This is a genomic window from Neorhizobium sp. S3-V5DH (genome assembly GCF_004343065.1).
Lineage (GTDB): Bacteria > Pseudomonadota > Alphaproteobacteria > Rhizobiales > Rhizobiaceae > Neorhizobium > Neorhizobium huautlense.
The window spans coordinates 304,093-320,175 of sequence record NZ_SMCL01000004.1 but is presented as its reverse complement, the minus strand read 5'-3'; the positions used below and the strand labels follow the sequence as shown (position 1 = coordinate 320,175).

The 16,083-nt window shown below is 61.5% G+C and carries 20 protein-coding genes; 5 read left to right on the top strand and 15 right to left on the bottom strand.

Going from position 1 to position 16,083, the window contains the following annotated elements; translation table 11 throughout:
- Nucleotides 1–311: 311 nt before the first annotated feature.
- Complete coding sequence (locus EDE09_RS09530; protein ID WP_132410007.1) at nt 312–2,090, bottom strand: LysM peptidoglycan-binding domain-containing protein; 1,779 nt, start codon at nt 2,088–2,090, stop codon at nt 312–314.
- A 212-nt stretch (nt 2,091–2,302) separates the two neighbouring features.
- Between EDE09_RS09530 and EDE09_RS09525 the strand changes: the two genes are divergently transcribed.
- Nucleotides 2,303–2,908, top strand: a complete 606-nt coding sequence (locus EDE09_RS09525; protein WP_132410005.1) for a TIGR00730 family Rossman fold protein — start codon at nt 2,303–2,305, stop codon at nt 2,906–2,908.
- A 31-nt stretch (nt 2,909–2,939) separates the two neighbouring features.
- Here the strand turns inward: EDE09_RS09525 and EDE09_RS09520 are convergent, their stop codons facing one another.
- Together EDE09_RS09520 and rarD are read right to left on the bottom strand one after the other, a co-directional pair.
- Nucleotides 2,940–3,269, bottom strand: a complete 330-nt coding sequence (locus tag EDE09_RS09520; protein WP_132410003.1) for a DHCW motif cupin fold protein — start codon at nt 3,267–3,269, stop codon at nt 2,940–2,942.
- 17 nt (nt 3,270–3,286) lie between these two features.
- Nucleotides 3,287–4,204 (bottom strand): EamA family transporter RarD, encoded by a 918-nt coding sequence (gene rarD / locus EDE09_RS09515; protein ID WP_112801729.1) that lies wholly within the window; start codon nt 4,202–4,204, stop codon nt 3,287–3,289.
- 151 nt (nt 4,205–4,355) lie between these two features.
- Between rarD and EDE09_RS09510 the strand changes: the two genes are divergently transcribed.
- From EDE09_RS09510 to EDE09_RS09495, 4 genes are all read left to right on the top strand, one after another.
- Nucleotides 4,356–5,231: a methyltransferase domain-containing protein gene (locus EDE09_RS09510; RefSeq protein WP_132410001.1), complete on the top strand. Its 876-nt coding sequence runs from the start codon at nt 4,356–4,358 to the stop codon at nt 5,229–5,231.
- Nucleotides 5,232–5,433: 202 nt separating this feature from the next.
- Entirely contained in the window at nt 5,434–5,913 is a 480-nt protein-coding gene (locus EDE09_RS09505) for a hypothetical protein (protein WP_132409999.1), read from the top strand.
- On the top strand, nt 5,910–6,545 hold the full coding sequence (locus EDE09_RS09500) for an OmpA family protein (protein WP_132409997.1): 636 nt from the start codon (nt 5,910–5,912) through the stop codon (nt 6,543–6,545). The genes EDE09_RS09505 and EDE09_RS09500 overlap by 4 nt, the downstream gene beginning before the upstream one ends.
- Nucleotide 6,546: 1 nt before the next feature.
- Nucleotides 6,547–6,780 carry a hypothetical protein gene (locus EDE09_RS09495; RefSeq protein WP_132409995.1) on the top strand — a complete coding sequence of 78 codons (234 nt, stop codon included), beginning with the start codon at nt 6,547–6,549 and terminating at the stop codon, nt 6,778–6,780.
- Nucleotides 6,781–6,828: 48 nt separating this feature from the next.
- Here the strand turns inward: EDE09_RS09495 and EDE09_RS09490 are convergent, their stop codons facing one another.
- The 12 genes from EDE09_RS09490 to EDE09_RS09435 all read right to left on the bottom strand — a co-directional run bounded on the left by EDE09_RS09490 (nt 6,829) and on the right by EDE09_RS09435 (nt 15,996).
- Nucleotides 6,829–7,050 (bottom strand): DUF4287 domain-containing protein, encoded by a 222-nt coding sequence (locus EDE09_RS09490; protein WP_132409993.1) that lies wholly within the window; start codon nt 7,048–7,050, stop codon nt 6,829–6,831.
- Nucleotides 7,047–7,532, bottom strand: a complete 486-nt coding sequence (locus tag EDE09_RS09485) for a VOC family protein (RefSeq protein ID WP_132409991.1) — start codon at nt 7,530–7,532, stop codon at nt 7,047–7,049. The genes EDE09_RS09490 and EDE09_RS09485 overlap by 4 nt, the downstream gene beginning before the upstream one ends.
- A 157-nt stretch (nt 7,533–7,689) precedes the next feature.
- Entirely contained in the window at nt 7,690–8,310 is a 621-nt protein-coding gene (locus EDE09_RS09480; RefSeq protein WP_132410109.1) for a YdeI/OmpD-associated family protein, read from the bottom strand.
- 21 nt (nt 8,311–8,331) lie between these two features.
- Entirely contained in the window at nt 8,332–9,948 is a 1,617-nt protein-coding gene (cimA, locus tag EDE09_RS09475) for a citramalate synthase (RefSeq protein WP_132409989.1), read from the bottom strand.
- A 192-nt stretch (nt 9,949–10,140) separates the two neighbouring features.
- Complete coding sequence (gene pip, locus EDE09_RS09470; RefSeq protein WP_132409987.1) at nt 10,141–11,100, bottom strand: prolyl aminopeptidase; 960 nt, start codon at nt 11,098–11,100, stop codon at nt 10,141–10,143.
- 162 nt (nt 11,101–11,262) lie between these two features.
- Nucleotides 11,263–11,733, bottom strand: coding sequence for a GFA family protein (locus EDE09_RS09465; RefSeq protein ID WP_132409985.1), 471 nt, complete (start codon nt 11,731–11,733; stop codon nt 11,263–11,265).
- Nucleotides 11,730–12,224 carry a GFA family protein gene (locus tag EDE09_RS09460; protein ID WP_132409983.1) on the bottom strand — a complete coding sequence of 165 codons (495 nt, stop codon included), beginning with the start codon at nt 12,222–12,224 and terminating at the stop codon, nt 11,730–11,732. The genes EDE09_RS09465 and EDE09_RS09460 overlap by 4 nt, the downstream gene beginning before the upstream one ends.
- Nucleotides 12,221–12,706 carry a GFA family protein gene (locus tag EDE09_RS09455; RefSeq protein WP_132409981.1) on the bottom strand — a complete coding sequence of 162 codons (486 nt, stop codon included), beginning with the start codon at nt 12,704–12,706 and terminating at the stop codon, nt 12,221–12,223. Before EDE09_RS09455 ends, EDE09_RS09460 begins: the two co-directional genes overlap by 4 nt.
- Complete coding sequence (locus EDE09_RS09450) at nt 12,703–13,101, bottom strand: VOC family protein (protein ID WP_132409979.1); 399 nt, start codon at nt 13,099–13,101, stop codon at nt 12,703–12,705. Before EDE09_RS09450 ends, EDE09_RS09455 begins: the two co-directional genes overlap by 4 nt.
- A 33-nt stretch (nt 13,102–13,134) precedes the next feature.
- A complete protein-coding gene (gene cysS, locus EDE09_RS09445) occupies nt 13,135–14,520 on the bottom strand; it encodes a cysteine--tRNA ligase (RefSeq protein WP_132409977.1) in 1,386 nt (461 codons plus the stop codon).
- A gap of 211 nt (nt 14,521–14,731) precedes the next feature.
- The gene (locus EDE09_RS09440; RefSeq protein ID WP_132409975.1) at nt 14,732–15,112 is read right to left on the bottom strand and encodes a hypothetical protein; all 381 of its coding nucleotides are present in this window, start codon (nt 15,110–15,112) and stop codon (nt 14,732–14,734) included.
- Between the two features lie 143 nt (nt 15,113–15,255).
- Nucleotides 15,256–15,996 carry an SDR family NAD(P)-dependent oxidoreductase gene (locus EDE09_RS09435; RefSeq protein ID WP_132409973.1) on the bottom strand — a complete coding sequence of 247 codons (741 nt, stop codon included), beginning with the start codon at nt 15,994–15,996 and terminating at the stop codon, nt 15,256–15,258.
- Nucleotides 15,997–16,083: the final 87 nt, after the last annotated feature.

The window sequence follows — 16,083 nt, the reverse complement described above, 5'->3', positions numbered from 1 at the left end:
TGGTATTTTCAGGCTTTCCGCCTGCCCCGGGCGCTTTTTGGAGGATTTCCCAGCCCTCCGTTTTCGCCTTGCACATCCGCCATCGGAAACCGAGTTTCGAACCCGTGGATGCGACCGGTTCCGGAACCCGGTTTCCCATCCGATGACGCTATGATTGTTGCGCAAGTCTCGAAGGCGGGGACGAGGTGGGGAAGAAAAAGCCGTTAAGCGATTGAGACGTGACGAAAGAATTTTGGAGCACAGGAAATTTATCCCCTCCCGGCAGGCCGGAAGAAGGGTGTCTCTTCAACGGTTGGGGCGTAGGCGGCCGGTTACGACCGCTTCGGGCGCAGGCGCTGCCGATGCAGCTCTTCCGAATCGGGGCGGTACTCCTCCGGCACGCCGAAGATCTGGCCTGGCTGGATGATGTCCGGGTTGCCGATCTGATCCTGGTTGGCGAGATAGATCGTCGTGTAGCGGACGCCCTGGCCGTAGAGGCGGCGGGAAATCTGCCACAGCGTGTCGCCGCGGCGGATGATCACGGAATTGCGCTCGCTCTGGGTGAGCGGCGCCTGCTGGATCGTTTTTGCGCCGGCAGTGTCGCCTGTGCCGGCGGCAGCCATTTCGGCGCCGCTCTTGAGCTGGTAGGCAATGACAGGACCGACCGCCTTGCCGACCATGCCGGCGATCTGATTGAGGCCGGCGCCAAAGGTTGCCGCATCTTTCGGCAAGGCGTCGAGCGCCGCCAGTGCCGCTGCGGCGTCCTTGGCGGCGGCGTCAGTGATCGGACGGGCGGCGGCCGATGCGTCTGCCGGCAGCTGATATTCTGCCAGCGACTTCAGCGCAATGCCGGTGGCTGAGCGGGCGGCGGCGACCTCTTCGGCTGTCGGCGTCTTGCCTCCCTCATAGAGACCCTTGAGGAGGTTGAAGGCGCGGGCCGTCTCGCTGCGCAGCTTGTCGAAGGCACCGCCATCGACACCGCTCATCGAGGTCGAGACCGACGAGCCGGCAACTGCGGCAACCTGTTCGCCCGCCGGGCGGTTGAACGGCACTTCGACGCGCAACAGCGCCTGGCCGGCGGCCGAAAGGGATTCGACGCTGATCCGGTGATCGCCGACCGAAAGGTCCGTCAGCCCCTCGATCACGAAGCTGCCGTCCTGGCCGGCCTTCGCATTGCCGACCGGCTTGCCGTCGGCCTCGCCGCGAAGCGACGCTCCCGGTTTCGCGACGCCGGCGATGAAAAGCTTGGCGCCTTCGATCTCGACGGCGGTCACCCGCAGATCGGCGGAAGCGCCGTTGTCGGGGACGGGCGAGGCAGCGCCGACATTCGGTGCCGAGGAGGCAAGGTTCGAGGAGGCTGCAGGCAGGCCAGGCAGCGCTCCGGCGGCATCGGAGACCGCAGCGGCGGGCGCAGACGCGGGAGAGATCGTCGCCGGCAGGCCGGCTCCTGGCTGCGATGCCTGGGGCTGCGACGGAGAGGCCGGGTTCTGCCCCGGCATGGTCATCACCCGGCTTGCCTTGCCCGGTTTGGTCACCATGGCAAGCAGCTCGCCGCTCTTGTCGGCGGGAACGGAAACGGTCGCGGTCTCTTCCGACGTGACGGCGGTGCCGTCCTTGCCGATCGCCTTCAGCACGAGCTGGTGGTCGCCGGGCGGCAGCGGATTGTCGAGCACGACCGCGAAATCGCCGCTCGGGCCGACATCGACTTTGGCAACGACGGCGGCACCATTGGTGATTTCAAGCTTGGAATTCGGCTGGGCGCGGCCCGCGATCACGGTCGAGCCGTCCGGTTCGACGCGCAGCACGTCGAAGGAGGGTGTCGCAGCCGCAGCCTGGGTGGCCGGTTGCGTGGACGAGGCTGCAGCGTCGGGTTTTGTGGAAGAGGATGAGGCAGAAGCCGCCGCCTGATCGCCCGTCTTGGGCGCTTCCGGCGCCTTGGCCGTCTGCTGCGGATCGGTGATTGCTTCCTTAACGGCGTCGCCTGCGGCATTGATCGCTTCGCCGATCGGCTTTGCGTCCTGGCTGATCCTCGGCAATACGAAGAACACCATCAGAAGCGATGCAGCGGCAAGTACGATCAGGGCCAGCAAGCCCGCACGGTTTTTTATCATCAATGTCTCTCCCGACGGGCCTCAAAAGTCCTTCCGGCAGAAGGATCCGGATCAAAGGAACTAGGCCTAGCGTCGCATATTCGGATTAACCCTTTCCTCCTGTCTTCACAAGCTTTTCACGGTATAAACCCTTGCTCTTCCGGGTGTTTCCCGTCAATTTCGACATTCGGGCATGCCTATGCCTCCCTTTGAATGCGTGACGGAGAAAACTTGTGCCGATTCGATCCATCTGCGTCTATTGCGGCTCGCAACCCGGACGTGACCCCGCCTATATCGCGGCGGGCCGCGCGCTCGGGAAATCCATTGCCGCCCACGGGCTTCGGCTGGTTTATGGCGGAGGCACCAAGGGCATCATGGGCGCGGTCGCGGCTGGCGTTCTGTCGAGCGGCGGTCAGGTTACCGGCATCATTCCCGAATTTCTTGTCGATATGGAGGCGACCCGTCATTCGCTGGGTCAGCTCGACGAATTGATCGTGACCGAGGACATGCATGCCCGCAAGCACAAGATGTTCGAGCGCTCCGACGCTTTCGTGACCCTTCCGGGCGGCATCGGCACGCTGGAGGAGATCGTCGAGATCATGACCTGGGCGCAGCTTGGCCGGCACGAAAAACCGATGGTCTTTGCCAATATCGGCGGCTTCTGGGACCCGATGCTGGACCTCATCCATCACATGCGCGAACAGGGCTTCATTCACCGCGCTCATCTCGTGCAGCCGCTCATCATTCCCGATATTGAGGATATCGTCCCGGCGATCCTCGAACATGGTGAGGACCGCGGCCGCCTGAGCGGCGAGGACTCGGTGATTTCGCGTCTGTGAGACGTGCGGGCTCCGGCGCGAGAACCCGGCTTCAGTCGACGATGAAGAGTTTCGCGCCGGTCTCCGTCGAGGAGCGGTGCGGCTCGGCGTCGTCTGCAACCTGATAGCTCATGCCGGGCTTCAGGGTAAAAATGCGGCCGTCGGCTAGTTCGGTGGTCAGTTCGCCTTCAAGGCAGAGCAGGATATGGCCCTTGACGCACCAGTGGTCCGCCAGATAGCCCGGCGTATACTCCACCATCCGCGCCCTGATGCCGCCGAAATGACGTGTCTGCCAGACGGCAAGGCCGGTCTCGCCACTGTGCTCCGTTTTGGGCACGGCGCTCCAGTCGGTGGTGCCGAAGGGAATATCGCTGATCTGCATGGCTCTCTCCGGAGGGGTCAGGCCCTGCTGCCGCGCGTCTGGCGCCGCATCGACCAGGTGTAGATGATAAGTGCCGACCAGATGAGCACGAAGGCGCCGAGCTTCACGAGGCTGAGCGGCTCGTGGAAGACGAAGACGGCGATCAGGAAGATCATCGTCGGCGCGATATATTGCATGATCGCGATCGTTGAGAGGGTCAGGAGCTTGGCGCCGTTGGCATACATGATCAGCGGCACCGCGGTCACCAGTCCGCTTACCAGCAGCAGCAGGCTGTCGGAAAGCCCCGTTTGCATCAGGTGGCCTTGACCGCTGGTTTCGAGATAGATGATGTAAAACAGGCAAGGCAGGCTGAGGATTGCGACTTCCAGGAAGAATCCCTGGTTAGGCCCGACCGGCAGGGTTTTGCGGAAAAAGGCATAGAATCCCCAGCTGACCGTCAATATCAGCGAAACCCAGGGAAGTCCGCCCGCATCGATGGTGAGGATCGCGACTGCCGCCGCCACCAGCCCGATCGCTGCCAGCTGGACAGCGGAAAGCTTTTCCTTCAGCAGCACCGCTGCCAGGAAGATGCTAAAGAGCGGATTGATGAAATAGCCGAGCGCGGTATCGAGCGCGCGGCCGACGCTGATTGCCCAGATATAGGTCATCCAGTTGACGCTGATCAGCGCGGCGGTAAGGCCGGCCATCGCCAGCGTTCTGGGCGAGCGGATCGCGGCCTTAAGGTCGCCCGTCCGACCGAGGGCCAACAGCACGATGCCGGCGACAGGTACAGACCAGATCACACGGTGGGAAAGCACCTCCAGCGCCGGAATGTGGGCGACGGCCTTCATGTAGATCGGCAGGAACCCCCACAGGAAATAGGCTGCCAGCCCGAAAGCGAAGCCGCGCGGCGTATCCTCGTTCTTGACGGGAGCCGGAATGGTATCGGTAGCCATGAGGGTGTTTCCAACATTTTGTTCTGTGATTGCCCGGTCTAAACGAATAGGTTGAGTTGAACCAATTCATTTCGGTGAAGGATCCATGATCTGTCACGATTTTATGGGCTTCAGATCGTATCGTCGCAGTGTCGTAAAAGTGGAGTGTTGAATGGCTTTCGAAGATGCGCCGCTGCACCGCCAGTTTTATGCCAGGCAGATATTAGCGAAGGCGGGAGTTGCCGACAGCGACCGGCTGCTGGCTGCATTTTCCGCCGTCGCGCGGGAAGATTTCGTCGGACCGCCGCCCTGGCTTTATAACGATTTCCGCAACTACAGGCAGCTGGCTTCCAGCGATCCCGTTGTTCTCTATCAGGACGCGCTGATCGGCATCGACGTCAAGCGCGGCGTCAACAACGGCATGCCCTCGCTGCATGCGGGCGCCCTTCACGCGCTTGGAATCAGGGAAGGGGAGACGGTTGCCCATCTCGGCGCCGGGACCGGATATTATACGGCGATCATCGCCGAGCTGGTCGGCCCGACGGGGCGGGTCGTTGCGGTCGAATACGACGAGGCGCTGGCACAAAGCGCGCGGAAAAACCTTGCTCCTTATCCGCAGGTCGAGGTCTTCCAGGGCGATGCGACGCAATGGCCGACGGAGGATGCGGATGTCATCTACGCCAATTTCGCGCTCGACCACCCGCCCGAAGCCTGGATCGACAATCTTGATGTCGGCGGACGGCTGCTGTTTCCACTCGGCGTGCCGGCGATCGAGAACGGCCAGCCGACCGGCTTCACCCGCCGGGCCGGGTTTCTTCTCATCGACCGGCGGCGGGCGACAAGCTTCGGCGCGCGTTTCCTGCAGCCGGTTTCCTTTGTCTGGGCGGAGGGACAGGAACCCCCTCCCGCCGGCCGTCATGAGCGGCTTGCCGAGGCATTCCAGAGCCGACGGGGCTACCGGGTGCGCAGTTTTCGCTGGCAAACACCGCCTGAAGGGGAGGAATGGTATGGCGAAGAGGACTGGGGACTTTCGTTCGAGGAGGTTTGAGGGGGAGGGGCATGTTTTTTGCGCGAGATCGCTCGACGCCACGCCATTCTTGCTGCTGCCACATCGGGCTCTTCACCCACTTATTTGAGAGTTGGGTCCGCCCCTCGCCAGTGCCGACTCTTTACAGCCCGACGTTGAAAACAGGGAGCGACTTAGGTAGCAAGGAAACTCGCGATCGTCTCCGTCACCAGGGGGTATAGCGATGTTTTGGTTTGTGCGGCAGGAGGCGTTTTTGCTGAAAAATCTGGTTTTTATCACGACAATGTTCTTCAACAGTTTTGCGCTAGCGGAAGAGCAGAACGTCTTGCTGTCAGGGGGACAGGTTAGCGTGCCGGTCGGCCTCACCGTACAAGTCAAGGCCCTAACCGTTGGCAGTGATGCAACGAAAGTTCGCCTTCAGGCGAGCTTTGACAGCCACAAGACCAACTTCGTCAACATGAACGATCAGGAGAATGCCTACATATCCTGGGGCGACGGGGAGCAGGACCGCCTGCACATGCGCCAGATCGCAGACAACAAGTGGATGAGGGTCGTCAACGGGACGACGATGGAAGGCGATCTTATTTTTCCCGGTGTCATTCCTGCAGGCGTCACGAAGATAGCACTCGTCTTTAATGCGGGAAATTCAGGTGATGACACAAATGCGCCAGGGGTGACGATCCCGTTGGAACTGAAGAAATGAGGGCAGCTGTCATCCTTGCTCTCCTCATGGCCACTCCGGCCACCGGGTCGGACTACTCGGTAACGATCATCGGCGAGTCCCTGGGGGAGCAGCAATCGGTATTTCGCGAAATGGAGTTTCCGGGGTCGACTTTTGCCGAGAAGATGGAGCCGAGCAGCGGATCGTTTTCATCGGCAGGTTCCTCGTTTGGATTGCAAGATATGAATGAGGAGACCCGGGTGAGGACGGAAGCGGCCCTTTCCGACCTCGGCGCCAGACCGGAGGGCGGTCGCATTGTCGTCGACCTGCCGAGCGATATCCTTTTCGACTTTGACAAGGCCGACATCCGGCCCGACGCGCGTCCGGTTCTTTCAAAGCTGGCCGGAGTTTTGAGCGCGATGAAGGAAAGCCGCGTTTCCATTATCGGCCACACAGATTCCAAAGGAAGCGATGATTATAACGACCGCCTCTCGAACCGCCGGGCCATTTCGGTGAAAAACTGGCTTTCAGAAAGCGGCGTGACGTCAGAAATGACTTCAGAGGGAAAAGGTGAGCGATTTCCTGTCGCGCTCAATAATACGGCGGACGGTATGGATGATCCAAAGGGCCGGCAGTTGAACCGCCGCGTCCAGTTTATCATTGGAGACGAATGACATGGCGCTGACAGTTTGCCCGGAATGCGACGGCAAGGTGTCCGACAAGGCTTTCGCTTGCCCGGCATGCGGCTATCCACTGGGACAGCAAACAGGCGGAAGTGCCTGGCCCGCCGTGCTTGGTGGGGTGGCGGGAACATATATCTCGGCGCAGGCGCTGGTTACGATCATAGTCGGAAGCATCATGTTCATCGCTTTTGCCGCCATCATGATCGTCGCCGTTTTGAGTTCGTAGCCAAGTCGCTTAGATTTAGAACGGGCGCTCCACCTCACGCCCGCTCCGTCACGAAGCGGCCCGCTTGTCTTCGGCAAGCGTATAAGCCACGAGGGCATTTGCATGTCCGTGGCCCATTCCGTGTTCGTTCTTCAGAAAGTCGACAAGCTCCATGTGCTTGGCGGGGTAGCGCTGTCTTACCAACGCTTGCCAGTCACCGATAGAACGGCCGTATTTCTTCTCGATCGATGGAAAATAGGAAGCGGGTCCTTTGATCTTCTCGGCAGTCATGGCGCGCCTTTGCCTTTTCGTGCCGCATCGATCACGGCCACGTCGATTTTCCGCATGGTCATCATCGCGTCGAATGCGCGTTTGGCTTCTTCGCCACCCGCCGCAAGCGCGTCGGTCAGGATACGAGGTGTGATCTGCCAGGATATACCCCATTTGTCCTTGCACCAGCCGCATTCGCTTTCCTGACCCCCATTGCCGACGATTGCGTTCCAGTAGCGGTCCGTTTCCTCCTGATCCTCGGTGCTGATCTGGAACGAGAAGGCTTCGCTGTGCTTGAACATGGGGCCGCCGTTCAATCCGATGCAGGCCACACCTGCCACGGTGAATTCGACGACCAGGACCTCGCCCTCTTCTCCGCTGGGATAGTTGCCGGGCGCGCGGATGACGGCACCGACCTTGCTGTCCGGAAAGGTATCGGCATAGAAACGGGCCGCGTCCTCCGCGTCCTTGTTGTACCACAGGCAAATGGTGTTCTTAGACATCGTGTCGTCCTCCTGGTGGTTGTCCTTCAGGTCTGATCCCGACCTGGTAACAAGATGACGTACCAGCCACCCCCGATCCGACATCGTGATCGAGATCGTCGAAATTTTTTTTACCCGTCTCGCCGCTGCGAGCCGATTGGCACCTGCGAAACTTGCCTTACCGCTCCAATGCGCCTTTCCCCGCCAGAATGTGGTCGCGGAATTTTGCAATGCGTGAAACTCGGGTTTCGGACTTTTTCACCGACTTGAGATTGATCGCATAGCTTTTCTTTCGCCCTGGCGTCAGGCCGTGAAAGGCTTCTGCCAGCTCGGGATCGGAATCCAGCGCCTCGACGAGTTCATCGGGCAGTTCGATTTCGCTTTCCTCCCTCGGCGGTTTGACGCCAGCCTGCGCATAGCCCATCGCCTCCTTCAGATAGGAGAGGATGACCGGCTCCATCTTTGTCACCTGTGCATTGTCCACAAAGCGGATCATGTCCGGATGCTTGGTATTCGGCCCCTGCTTTTCGAGCACGCCTTCGGGGTCCTTCATCAGTGCCGCATGGAAGAAGCTGAGGCGAAAATCGCCGCGGAAGGCGCCGATGATGACGATATTGCGGCCCGCATGCATATAGCAGGGGTGCCCCCATTTGACCGTCTCGACGAGCCCTGAGGCAAGGCAGATCCGGCGAAGCTCGTTCAGTCCGTGAGCCCATTGCCGCGTCGAGCAATCAGCTGTCGCAAAGCGGTCGCAGCGTCCGCATCCTTTCGAGAAGAAGTCCTCGATCTCGGTGATCATTTCCCTTGCCATTGACCGGCCTCACTCAGCGGCGATCTTGCCCGCCAGCTCCCGGTTTTTCATCAGTTTGTAGATCACCGAATCCATCAGCGCCTGGAACGAGGCGTCGATGATGTTTTCGGAGACGCCGACCGTCCACCAGCGCACGCCGCTCGAATCGGTCGATTCAATCAGGACGCGGGTGATCGCCTCGGTGCCGCCGTTGAGGATGCGCACCTTGAAATCGGCGAGCACGAGGTCGTCGATCTCGTGCTGGTATTTGCCGAAATCCTTGCGCAGCGCCTTGTCGAGCGCGTTGACCGGGCCGTCGCCTTCTGCGACCGACATATGCGTCTCGCCGTCGACGGCGATCTTCACGACCGCTTCGGAGACGATCTTGATGCGGCCGTGGCTGTCGAACCGGCGCTCGACCATGACCCGGAAACCTTCGACCGAAAAGAATTCGGGGATCGTGCCGAGCGTGCGGCGGGCGAGAAGCTCGAAACTCGCATCCGCCCCCTCATAGGCATAGCCCGACGCCTCGCGTTCCTTGACGATCGAGATCAGTTGGTCGAGCTTTGGATCCTCCTTGCCGACCTCGATGCCGCGCCGCTTCAGCGCGTTGATGAAGTTCGACTTGCCGCCCTGATCAGACACCATGACCTTGCGGAAGTTGCCCACACTTTCCGGCGTCACGTGCTCATAGGTGCGCGGGTCCTTGAGCAGGGCGGAGGCATGGATGCCGGCCTTGGTGGCGAAGGCCGATGCCCCGACGTAAGGCGCCTGGTGGTGCGGCGAGCGGTTCAGCAGTTCGTCGAAGGCATGGCTGAGATGGGTGAGGCCGGTGAGACGCTCGGCGTCGATCGCCGTCTCGAAGCGAGAGGAATAGGCGTCCTTCAGCGCCAGCGTGCCGATCAGCGTCACGAGATTGGCATTGCCGCAGCGTTCGCCGATGCCGTTCAGCGTCCCCTGGATCTGCCGACAGCCCGCCTCGAGGGCGGCGAGCGAGTTGGCGACCGCCTGTCCGGTGTCGTCATGGGCATGGATGCCGAGCGAGGCGCCGGGGATGCCGGCCGCGATCACCGCCTCGACGATGGCGCGGATCTCGCCCGGCTGCGTGCCGCCATTGGTGTCGCACAACACCACCCAACGGGCGCCGGCGTCATAGGCGGTTCTGGCGCAGGCAACCGCATAGTCCGGATTGGCCTTGTAGCCGTCGAAGAAATGCTCGCAATCGACGAGCGCTTCTTTTCCCGCCTGCTGCGCGGCCTCGACGCTGTCGCGGATCGATTCCAGGTTCTCCTTGTTGGAGCAGCCGAGCGCGACGCGCACGTGGTAGTCCCAACTCTTTGCCACAAAACAGATCGCGTCGCTTTTCGCCTGCAGCAGCACGGCGAGGCCCGGATCGTTGGAGGCGGAAATGCCGGCGCGCTTCGTCATGCCAAAGGCGACGAATTTCGATGTCACGGTCCGTTTCTGGGAAAAGAAGGCGGTGTCGGTCGGATTGGCCCCCGGATAACCGCCCTCGACATAATCGAGGCCGAACTCGTCGAGCAGGTTGGAGATGGCGATCTTGTCCTCGACGGAAAAATCGACGCCGGGCGTCTGCTGCCCGTCGCGGAGCGTGGTGTCGAAGAGATAGATGCGTTCGCGTGTCATGGGTGCTCCTCCTGGAGCAAGGTTATTTCGAGACTGCAGCCGGATTCCGCTGCTCCCTCATCCGCCCTTGGGCACCTTCTCCCCGAGGGGGAAGGTGGAATTGCCGCGAGATCCCAATTCCCTCCTCTCCCCTTGGGAAGAGGGTGGCCGAGCGGAGTGGAGGACGGGTGAGGGGGCTGCATGGCAATGCTGTCAACTCTTCCCCGCAAACCTGTCTGTCGCCCGGATCAGCCGGTCGGTGATGCCCGGCTCCGACATCGCATGGCCAGCACCTTCGATGATGTGGAAATCCGCATCCGTCCAGACTTTCGAGAGCTGCCAGGCGTATTTCAGCGGGCAGGGCATGTCATAGCGGCCGTGGACGATGACGCCGGGAATACCTTTGAGCTTCACCGCGTCGCGCAGCAACTGGCCGTCTTCGAGCCAGCCTGCATTCATGAAATAGTGGTTCTCGATGCGGGCGAAGGCGAGCGCGAAATGGTCGTCGTCATGGCTCGATGCGAGAGACGGGTCGGGCAGAAGCGTGATGGTGGAGCCTTCCCACACGCTCCAGGCCTTGGCGCAGCGGATCTGCTCCGCCTTGTCGGATCCCGTCAGGCGGCGGTGATAGGCGGCCATCATCTCGTGGCGTTCGTTTTCCGGAATGGGGGCGACGAAGGCTTCCCACTTGTCCGGAAACATTTCCGAGACGCCGAACTGATAATACCAATCGAGTTCCGGCCTGGTCAGCGTATAGATGCCGCGTAGCAGAAGTTCGGTGACGCGCTCGGGATGGGTTTCGGCATAGGCGAGCGCCAGCGTCGAGCCCCAGGAGCCGCCGAAGACCTGCCATTTGTCGACGCCGGCCATTTCGCGAAGGCGCTCGATATCGGCGACGAGATGCCAGGTCGTGTTGGCTTCGAGGCTTGCATGCGGCGTGGAGCGGCCGCAGCCGCGCTGGTCGAACAGCAAAACGTCGTAGAGCGCCGGATCGTACATCCGCCGCTGGGCAGGCGTACAGCCGCCGCCCGGTCCGCCATGCAGAATGACGGCGGGCTTGGCGCCCTTGGTGCCGATCCGTTCCCAATAAATGACGTGGCCGTCGCCGACATCGAGCTGTCCGGTCTCGTAGGGTTCGATCTCCGGATAGGGTGTGCGAAAAATGTCCGTCATGAAAAGTCCTTCATTGATCGTTTGCGCTTTGGCGGCAAGCGCGGCTAACCGAGCAAGGCGTAGGCGACGATCGCCGCCGTGACCAGCACCACCACTGCGCCCTTGGCGATCAGCCCGTAAAGAAGCCATTTCGGCATCTTCAGGTTCGGATTGTCGACCATCTCAGAAACCCTTGGACGGCCAGGCGGTCGTGTCGTGGTCGGGATGCTGGAACGAAATGATCTGCTCCTGCTTGGCTGCGTCTTCCGCCGCATCGCGGACCGGCTGGTCAAAGATCGTCGTTACCCAGGGGATGTGCGCCGAATAATTGACCTGGATCTTCGGCGCGAGATCGTCGCGATTGTCGAAGGAGCCGATCGAAAGCTCCAGCCCGCCGGGATAGCGGTAGGTCAGCGGCGTGCCGCAGTTTTCGCAGAAGCCGCGATCGATATTGACCGACGACTGGAAATATTTCGGCTCCCCGCGGGTCCATTCAACGCCGTCCTTGGGTGCGCTGACGAGCGGCCCGAAAAAGCCGCCAAAAGCCTTCTGGCACATGCGGCAATGGCAGATGGAGGCGCGGCCGAGCTCGCCATGGATCCGGAAGCGCACGGCGCCGCACTGGCAGCCGCCTGTTCTCAAAGTCTCTGTCATTGCTTGTTCTCCGCGGGCCGTTCGATAGGCCAGGTTTCGGTATCATGATCAGGATGCTGGTAGGAAACAATGTCGCTCAGGAAGGGAGCCGAGTCGATATCATCAAGGGTGTGGCGCTCGGGCAGCGTATGCAGCCGGTCGACGAAGGGAAGCTTGCCCTCGACGCCGAACTGAATGACCGGCGGCAGCGATGCCGGGTCGTCGAAACTGCCGGCCGAGATGGCGATTCCGTCCGCCGCCTCGTAGGTCATGGGCGTTCCGCAATCTGCACAGAAGCCGCGCCGGACGTGATTGGACGATTGGAAATATTTGAGCGTTCCGCGCGTCCAGGTAAGTCTCGCCTCGCCGATCGCCACCAGTGGCGCATAATAGGCGCCGAAGGCCTTCTGGCACATGCGGCAATGGCAGATCGAGGGTTCGAAAGGCTCGCCTTCGAGCCGGAAGCGGATGGCGCCGCACTGGCAGCCGCCGGTTCTTGCCGCATCGCTCATGGCTTTTCCTCCGGCGGCCAGGCGTCGGTGTCGTGATCCGGATGCTGCCGGGTGCTTTTGGCCACCGCCCTTTCCTGGTCCGGCGTCATGTCCATCTCCGCGTCGTGCTGCAGGTGGTCGAGTTCTCCGAACCAGGACACCTTGCGGGCGAGGTTGGTCTGAAGCTGCGGCTTCACGTTTTGCGGATCGTCGAGCGAACCCAGCGTGATGCTGATATGGTCGCTGCTGCCGTCGTAAAAGAGCGGGGTGCCGCATTTTTCGCAGAAGCCGCGCCGCACGGTTTCGGAGGACTGGAACCAGGCCGGCTCTCCCCGAGTGAAAGCGAAATCCTCCCACTTTACCCCGCCGAGCGGCATGAAATAGTTCCCCGCCGCCTTCTGGCACATGCGGCAATGGCAAAGATGCGGAAAGCCGATCTCGCCCGTCGCGCGATATCTCACCGCGCCGCACTGGCACCCCCCGGTATGGATTTGGTCAGTCATTCCGGACTTCCCTCCGCCGAGTGGCAAACCGCCTCGATATTATTCCCGTCAAGGTCGAAGACGAAGGCGCCGTAATAGTTGGGGTGGTAATGTGGCCTCAGGCCGGGCGGGCCGTTGTCGCGGCCCCCGGCGGCGATTGCGGCCTTGTAGAACGCGTCGACCTCGGCGCGGCTGTTGGCGGTAAAGGCGATATGCTGGTGGTAGCCGGCCGGCGGTGTGCCCTCATGCAGCCAGTAGACCGGCCGCTCGCGGCCATAGCCGCCGACCTTGACGCCGCCCGTATATTCCGTCGGCACCATATACAGCAACGAGGCCCCGAGCGGCGCGAAGGCCGCATCGTAGAACGCCTTGGCGCGGTCGAAATCCGCAACCGTGATGCCCATGTGGTCGATCATAGCGCTTTTTCCTCCTCAAGTGCCGATTTGATCTTACCGCTTCAGTTCCCAGGTCGTCACCCGCTCGCCGGTCGAGGCGTCCTTGCCGTCCTTGAGCTGGATGCCTTTCTCCGACAGTTCATTGCGGATCTTGTCGGCCTCGGCAAAGTTCTTCGCCTTCAACAGTTCGAGCCGCATGGAGACCAGCGCATCGACGGCAGACGCGAGCGCCTCGTCCACTTCCGTCTTCTGCGGCAGCACGCCGAGCAGATTGGCGCTCGCCGCAAAGATCGGCAGAAGGGTCTTGTCGGCATGTGCCTCATGGGCAAGCGCATGCAGCGCCTGGATGGCGGCCACCGTGTTGAGATCGTCGCCGAGCGCCTCGATCACCGTATCGCAAGGCGCGGCACCGCCCGGATCGGCAGCCGGCCAGCGGGCAATCAGCCGCTCCGCCTCTTCCAGCCGCTTCACCGAAAAATCGATCGGCTCGCGGTAGTGCGTCATCAGCATGGCAAGCCTGAGCACGTCGCCCGGCCATTGGCGGCCGCCGAATTTCTCCGTGTGAAGCAGGTCGTAGATGGTGATGAAATTGCCTTCCGACTTCGACATCTTGCGGCCTTCAACCTGCACGAAGCCGTTATGCATCCAGACATTCGCCATCACTTCCGTGCCGTGGGCGCAGCGCGACTGGGCAATCTCGTTTTCATGGTGCGGGAAGATGAGGTCGAGCCCTCCGCCATGAATGTCGAAGACTTCGCCGAGATAGCGCCGGCTCATCGCCGAGCACTCGATATGCCAGCCCGGGCGGCCGCGGCCCCAGGGACTTTCCCAGCCGGGTTCGTTGTCGGAGGAGAGCTTCCAGAGCACGAAATCGCCAGGGTTCTTCTTGTGCGCGTCGACTGCGACGCGGGCGCCGGCCTGCTGTTCGTCGAGCGGGCGCTTGGAGAGCTTTCCGTAATCGCCCATCGACTTCGTATCGAAAAGAACCTCGCCGGCCGCGACATAGGCATGGCCGCGCGCAATCAGCTTCTCGATGATCTCGATCATCTGGGGAATATTGTCGGTAGCGCGGGGCTCGACGGTCGGCTCCAGGCAACCCAGCGCCGCGACATCCTCGTGATACTGCGTCTCGGTCCGTTCCGTGACGGCGCGGATTGCCTCGTTGAGCGGCAGGCCGGGGTGATCACGCAGTGCGCGGGCATTGATCTTGTCGTCCACGTCGGTGATGTTGCGGGCATAGGAAACATGCGCTTCGCCATAGACATGTCGCAGCAGCCGGAAGAGCACGTCGAAGACGATTGCCGGCCGCGCATTGCCGATATGGGCGTAGTCGTAGACGGTCGGGCCGCAGACATACATGCGCACGCTCTTGGGATCGATCGGCGAAAACGCCGTCTTTTCGCGGGTCAGCGTATTGTAGAACTTGAGCGAGGCGCCCATCGAAATCTCCCCAAAACCTTGCATAGAAAGCGGCCGGTGCCGGACCGGGACGTTTGTCTTCAAGGCTTTTCGAGAGACGAAAACGGCCGGGCCAGCGACTGCGCTAGCGAATAATGATCCCGCAAATGGAAATCGCCGTTTTCATGGAAGAGGTTATGGCGCGGGCAGGAACTTTGGTCAAGGCCCTTTGCCCGCGCCATGATCAATGGCGTCAAGCCACCCGGCAGCCGATGCCGTTCCGGGCGACCGTCACGAGAAAGATCAGCATGGAGATGACCGTGAGGATCGATCCGATCGCGGCAAGCGCTTCGCCGCCGGAAGACACCGCCATTGCGATGCCCGGCACGAGACAGAGCACGCCGAGGATTGCAAAAGCCAGATGGACTTTTGCCAGCATGGTATCGGCTGCCTGCGGCGTGACGGTATAGTAGAGCCCGAAAAGGCCCATCGTCGTCCAGCCGACGAGATTGAGATGCGCATGCGCCGGTGCCATCAGATGATCGCCGGAGATCGCCATTTGAATGCCCCAGAACATGCCGGTCGTAACGCAAAGCACGGCCGCGACGAAGAAACAGAAAGCGATGTTTCTCATGTAATTGTCCCCCACGTGATGTCCTGCGTCCCACCGCAGGACTCAGAGGATAACCGAAAATCGGATTTTCCGGGATGGGTGGTGCATTATCTATTTGGGGAGGGTGAGGCATTCCCCGTGTCGCCGCCTGCGACGGTAGTCCCTCATTCCGGGGCCTTGAAATCCACAAACCTGTTCTCGCGCACCACGAAGAGCCGCCCGCTCTCCTTCATCTCGGGGGAAGCGAGGAAAAGCATCTTTTCGGCGACTTCTGAAGGATGCGGCAGCGTCTGCGGGTCTTCGCCGGGCATGGCCTGGGCGCGCATGGCCGTGCGGGTGGCGCCCGGATTGACGAGATTGATCTTGAGCGGCGTGTGTTCGGTTTCGGCAGCCCAGATGCGCCCCATGGTCTCCACGGCTGCCTTGGACATGGCATAGGCGCCCCAGAAGGCGCGGGGATTGCTGGCGACGCCGGACGACAGGATGAGCGCGCGGCCCGCATCCGATTTCGTCAGCAGTGGTTCGACCGAACGGATCAGCCGCCAGGTGGCCGTGACATTGGTCAGCATCACCTTTTCGAAGACCTTCGCCTCGATATGGCCGAGCGGCGAAATGACGCCGAGAATGCCGGCATTGGCCATGAGAATGTCGAGCTTGCCCCAGCGCTCAAAGATCGAGGCGCCGAGCCGGTCGATGGCGCCCATGTCGGTAAGGTCGAAGGGGACCAGCGTGGCGGTGCCGCCGACCGCCTTGATTGCATCGTCGAGCTCTTCGAGCCCGCCGACGGTGCGGGCGGTCGCGATCACATGCGCGCCGGCCTTGGCGAGCGCCAGCGCGGTGAAATAGCCGATGCCGCGCGAGGCGCCGGTGACCAGCGCGATCCTGTTCTTCAAGTCAATGTCCATCTCGTCACCTCACCCTGTCGCGGCATAAAAAAGAAGGTTGCGTTGCCGCAGCCTTCTAGAGCGTTCGGTGCGAAATGCAAACGGGTC

Bases quoted from the DNA above. Each gene is read 5' to 3' on its own strand.
- EDE09_RS09530 (WP_132410007.1), bottom strand. From the start codon at position 2,090: ATGATAAAAAACCGTGCGGGCTTGCTGGCCCTGATCGTACTTGCCGCT.
- EDE09_RS09520 (WP_132410003.1), bottom strand. From the start codon at position 3,269: ATGCAGATCAGCGATATTCCCTTCGGCACCACCGACTGGAGCGCCGTG.
- rarD (WP_112801729.1), bottom strand. From the start codon at position 4,204: ATGGCTACCGATACCATTCCGGCTCCCGTCAAGAACGAGGATACGCCG.
- EDE09_RS09510 (WP_132410001.1), top strand. From the start codon at position 4,356: ATGGCTTTCGAAGATGCGCCGCTGCACCGCCAGTTTTATGCCAGGCAG.
- EDE09_RS09505 (WP_132409999.1), top strand. From the start codon at position 5,434: ATGTTTTGGTTTGTGCGGCAGGAGGCGTTTTTGCTGAAAAATCTGGTT.
- EDE09_RS09500 (WP_132409997.1), top strand. From the start codon at position 5,910: ATGAGGGCAGCTGTCATCCTTGCTCTCCTCATGGCCACTCCGGCCACC.
- EDE09_RS09495 (WP_132409995.1), top strand. From the start codon at position 6,547: ATGGCGCTGACAGTTTGCCCGGAATGCGACGGCAAGGTGTCCGACAAG.
- EDE09_RS09490 (WP_132409993.1), bottom strand. From the start codon at position 7,050: ATGACTGCCGAGAAGATCAAAGGACCCGCTTCCTATTTTCCATCGATC.
- EDE09_RS09485 (WP_132409991.1), bottom strand. From the start codon at position 7,532: ATGTCTAAGAACACCATTTGCCTGTGGTACAACAAGGACGCGGAGGAC.
- EDE09_RS09480 (WP_132410109.1), bottom strand. From the start codon at position 8,310: ATGATCACCGAGATCGAGGACTTCTTCTCGAAAGGATGCGGACGCTGC.
- cimA (WP_132409989.1), bottom strand. From the start codon at position 9,948: ATGACACGCGAACGCATCTATCTCTTCGACACCACGCTCCGCGACGGG.
- pip (WP_132409987.1), bottom strand. From the start codon at position 11,100: ATGACGGACATTTTTCGCACACCCTATCCGGAGATCGAACCCTACGAG.
- EDE09_RS09465 (WP_132409985.1), bottom strand. From the start codon at position 11,733: ATGACAGAGACTTTGAGAACAGGCGGCTGCCAGTGCGGCGCCGTGCGC.
- EDE09_RS09460 (WP_132409983.1), bottom strand. From the start codon at position 12,224: ATGAGCGATGCGGCAAGAACCGGCGGCTGCCAGTGCGGCGCCATCCGC.
- EDE09_RS09455 (WP_132409981.1), bottom strand. From the start codon at position 12,706: ATGACTGACCAAATCCATACCGGGGGGTGCCAGTGCGGCGCGGTGAGA.
- EDE09_RS09450 (WP_132409979.1), bottom strand. From the start codon at position 13,101: ATGATCGACCACATGGGCATCACGGTTGCGGATTTCGACCGCGCCAAG.
- cysS (WP_132409977.1), bottom strand. From the start codon at position 14,520: ATGGGCGCCTCGCTCAAGTTCTACAATACGCTGACCCGCGAAAAGACG.
- EDE09_RS09440 (WP_132409975.1), bottom strand. From the start codon at position 15,112: ATGAGAAACATCGCTTTCTGTTTCTTCGTCGCGGCCGTGCTTTGCGTT.
- EDE09_RS09435 (WP_132409973.1), bottom strand. From the start codon at position 15,996: ATGGACATTGACTTGAAGAACAGGATCGCGCTGGTCACCGGCGCCTCG.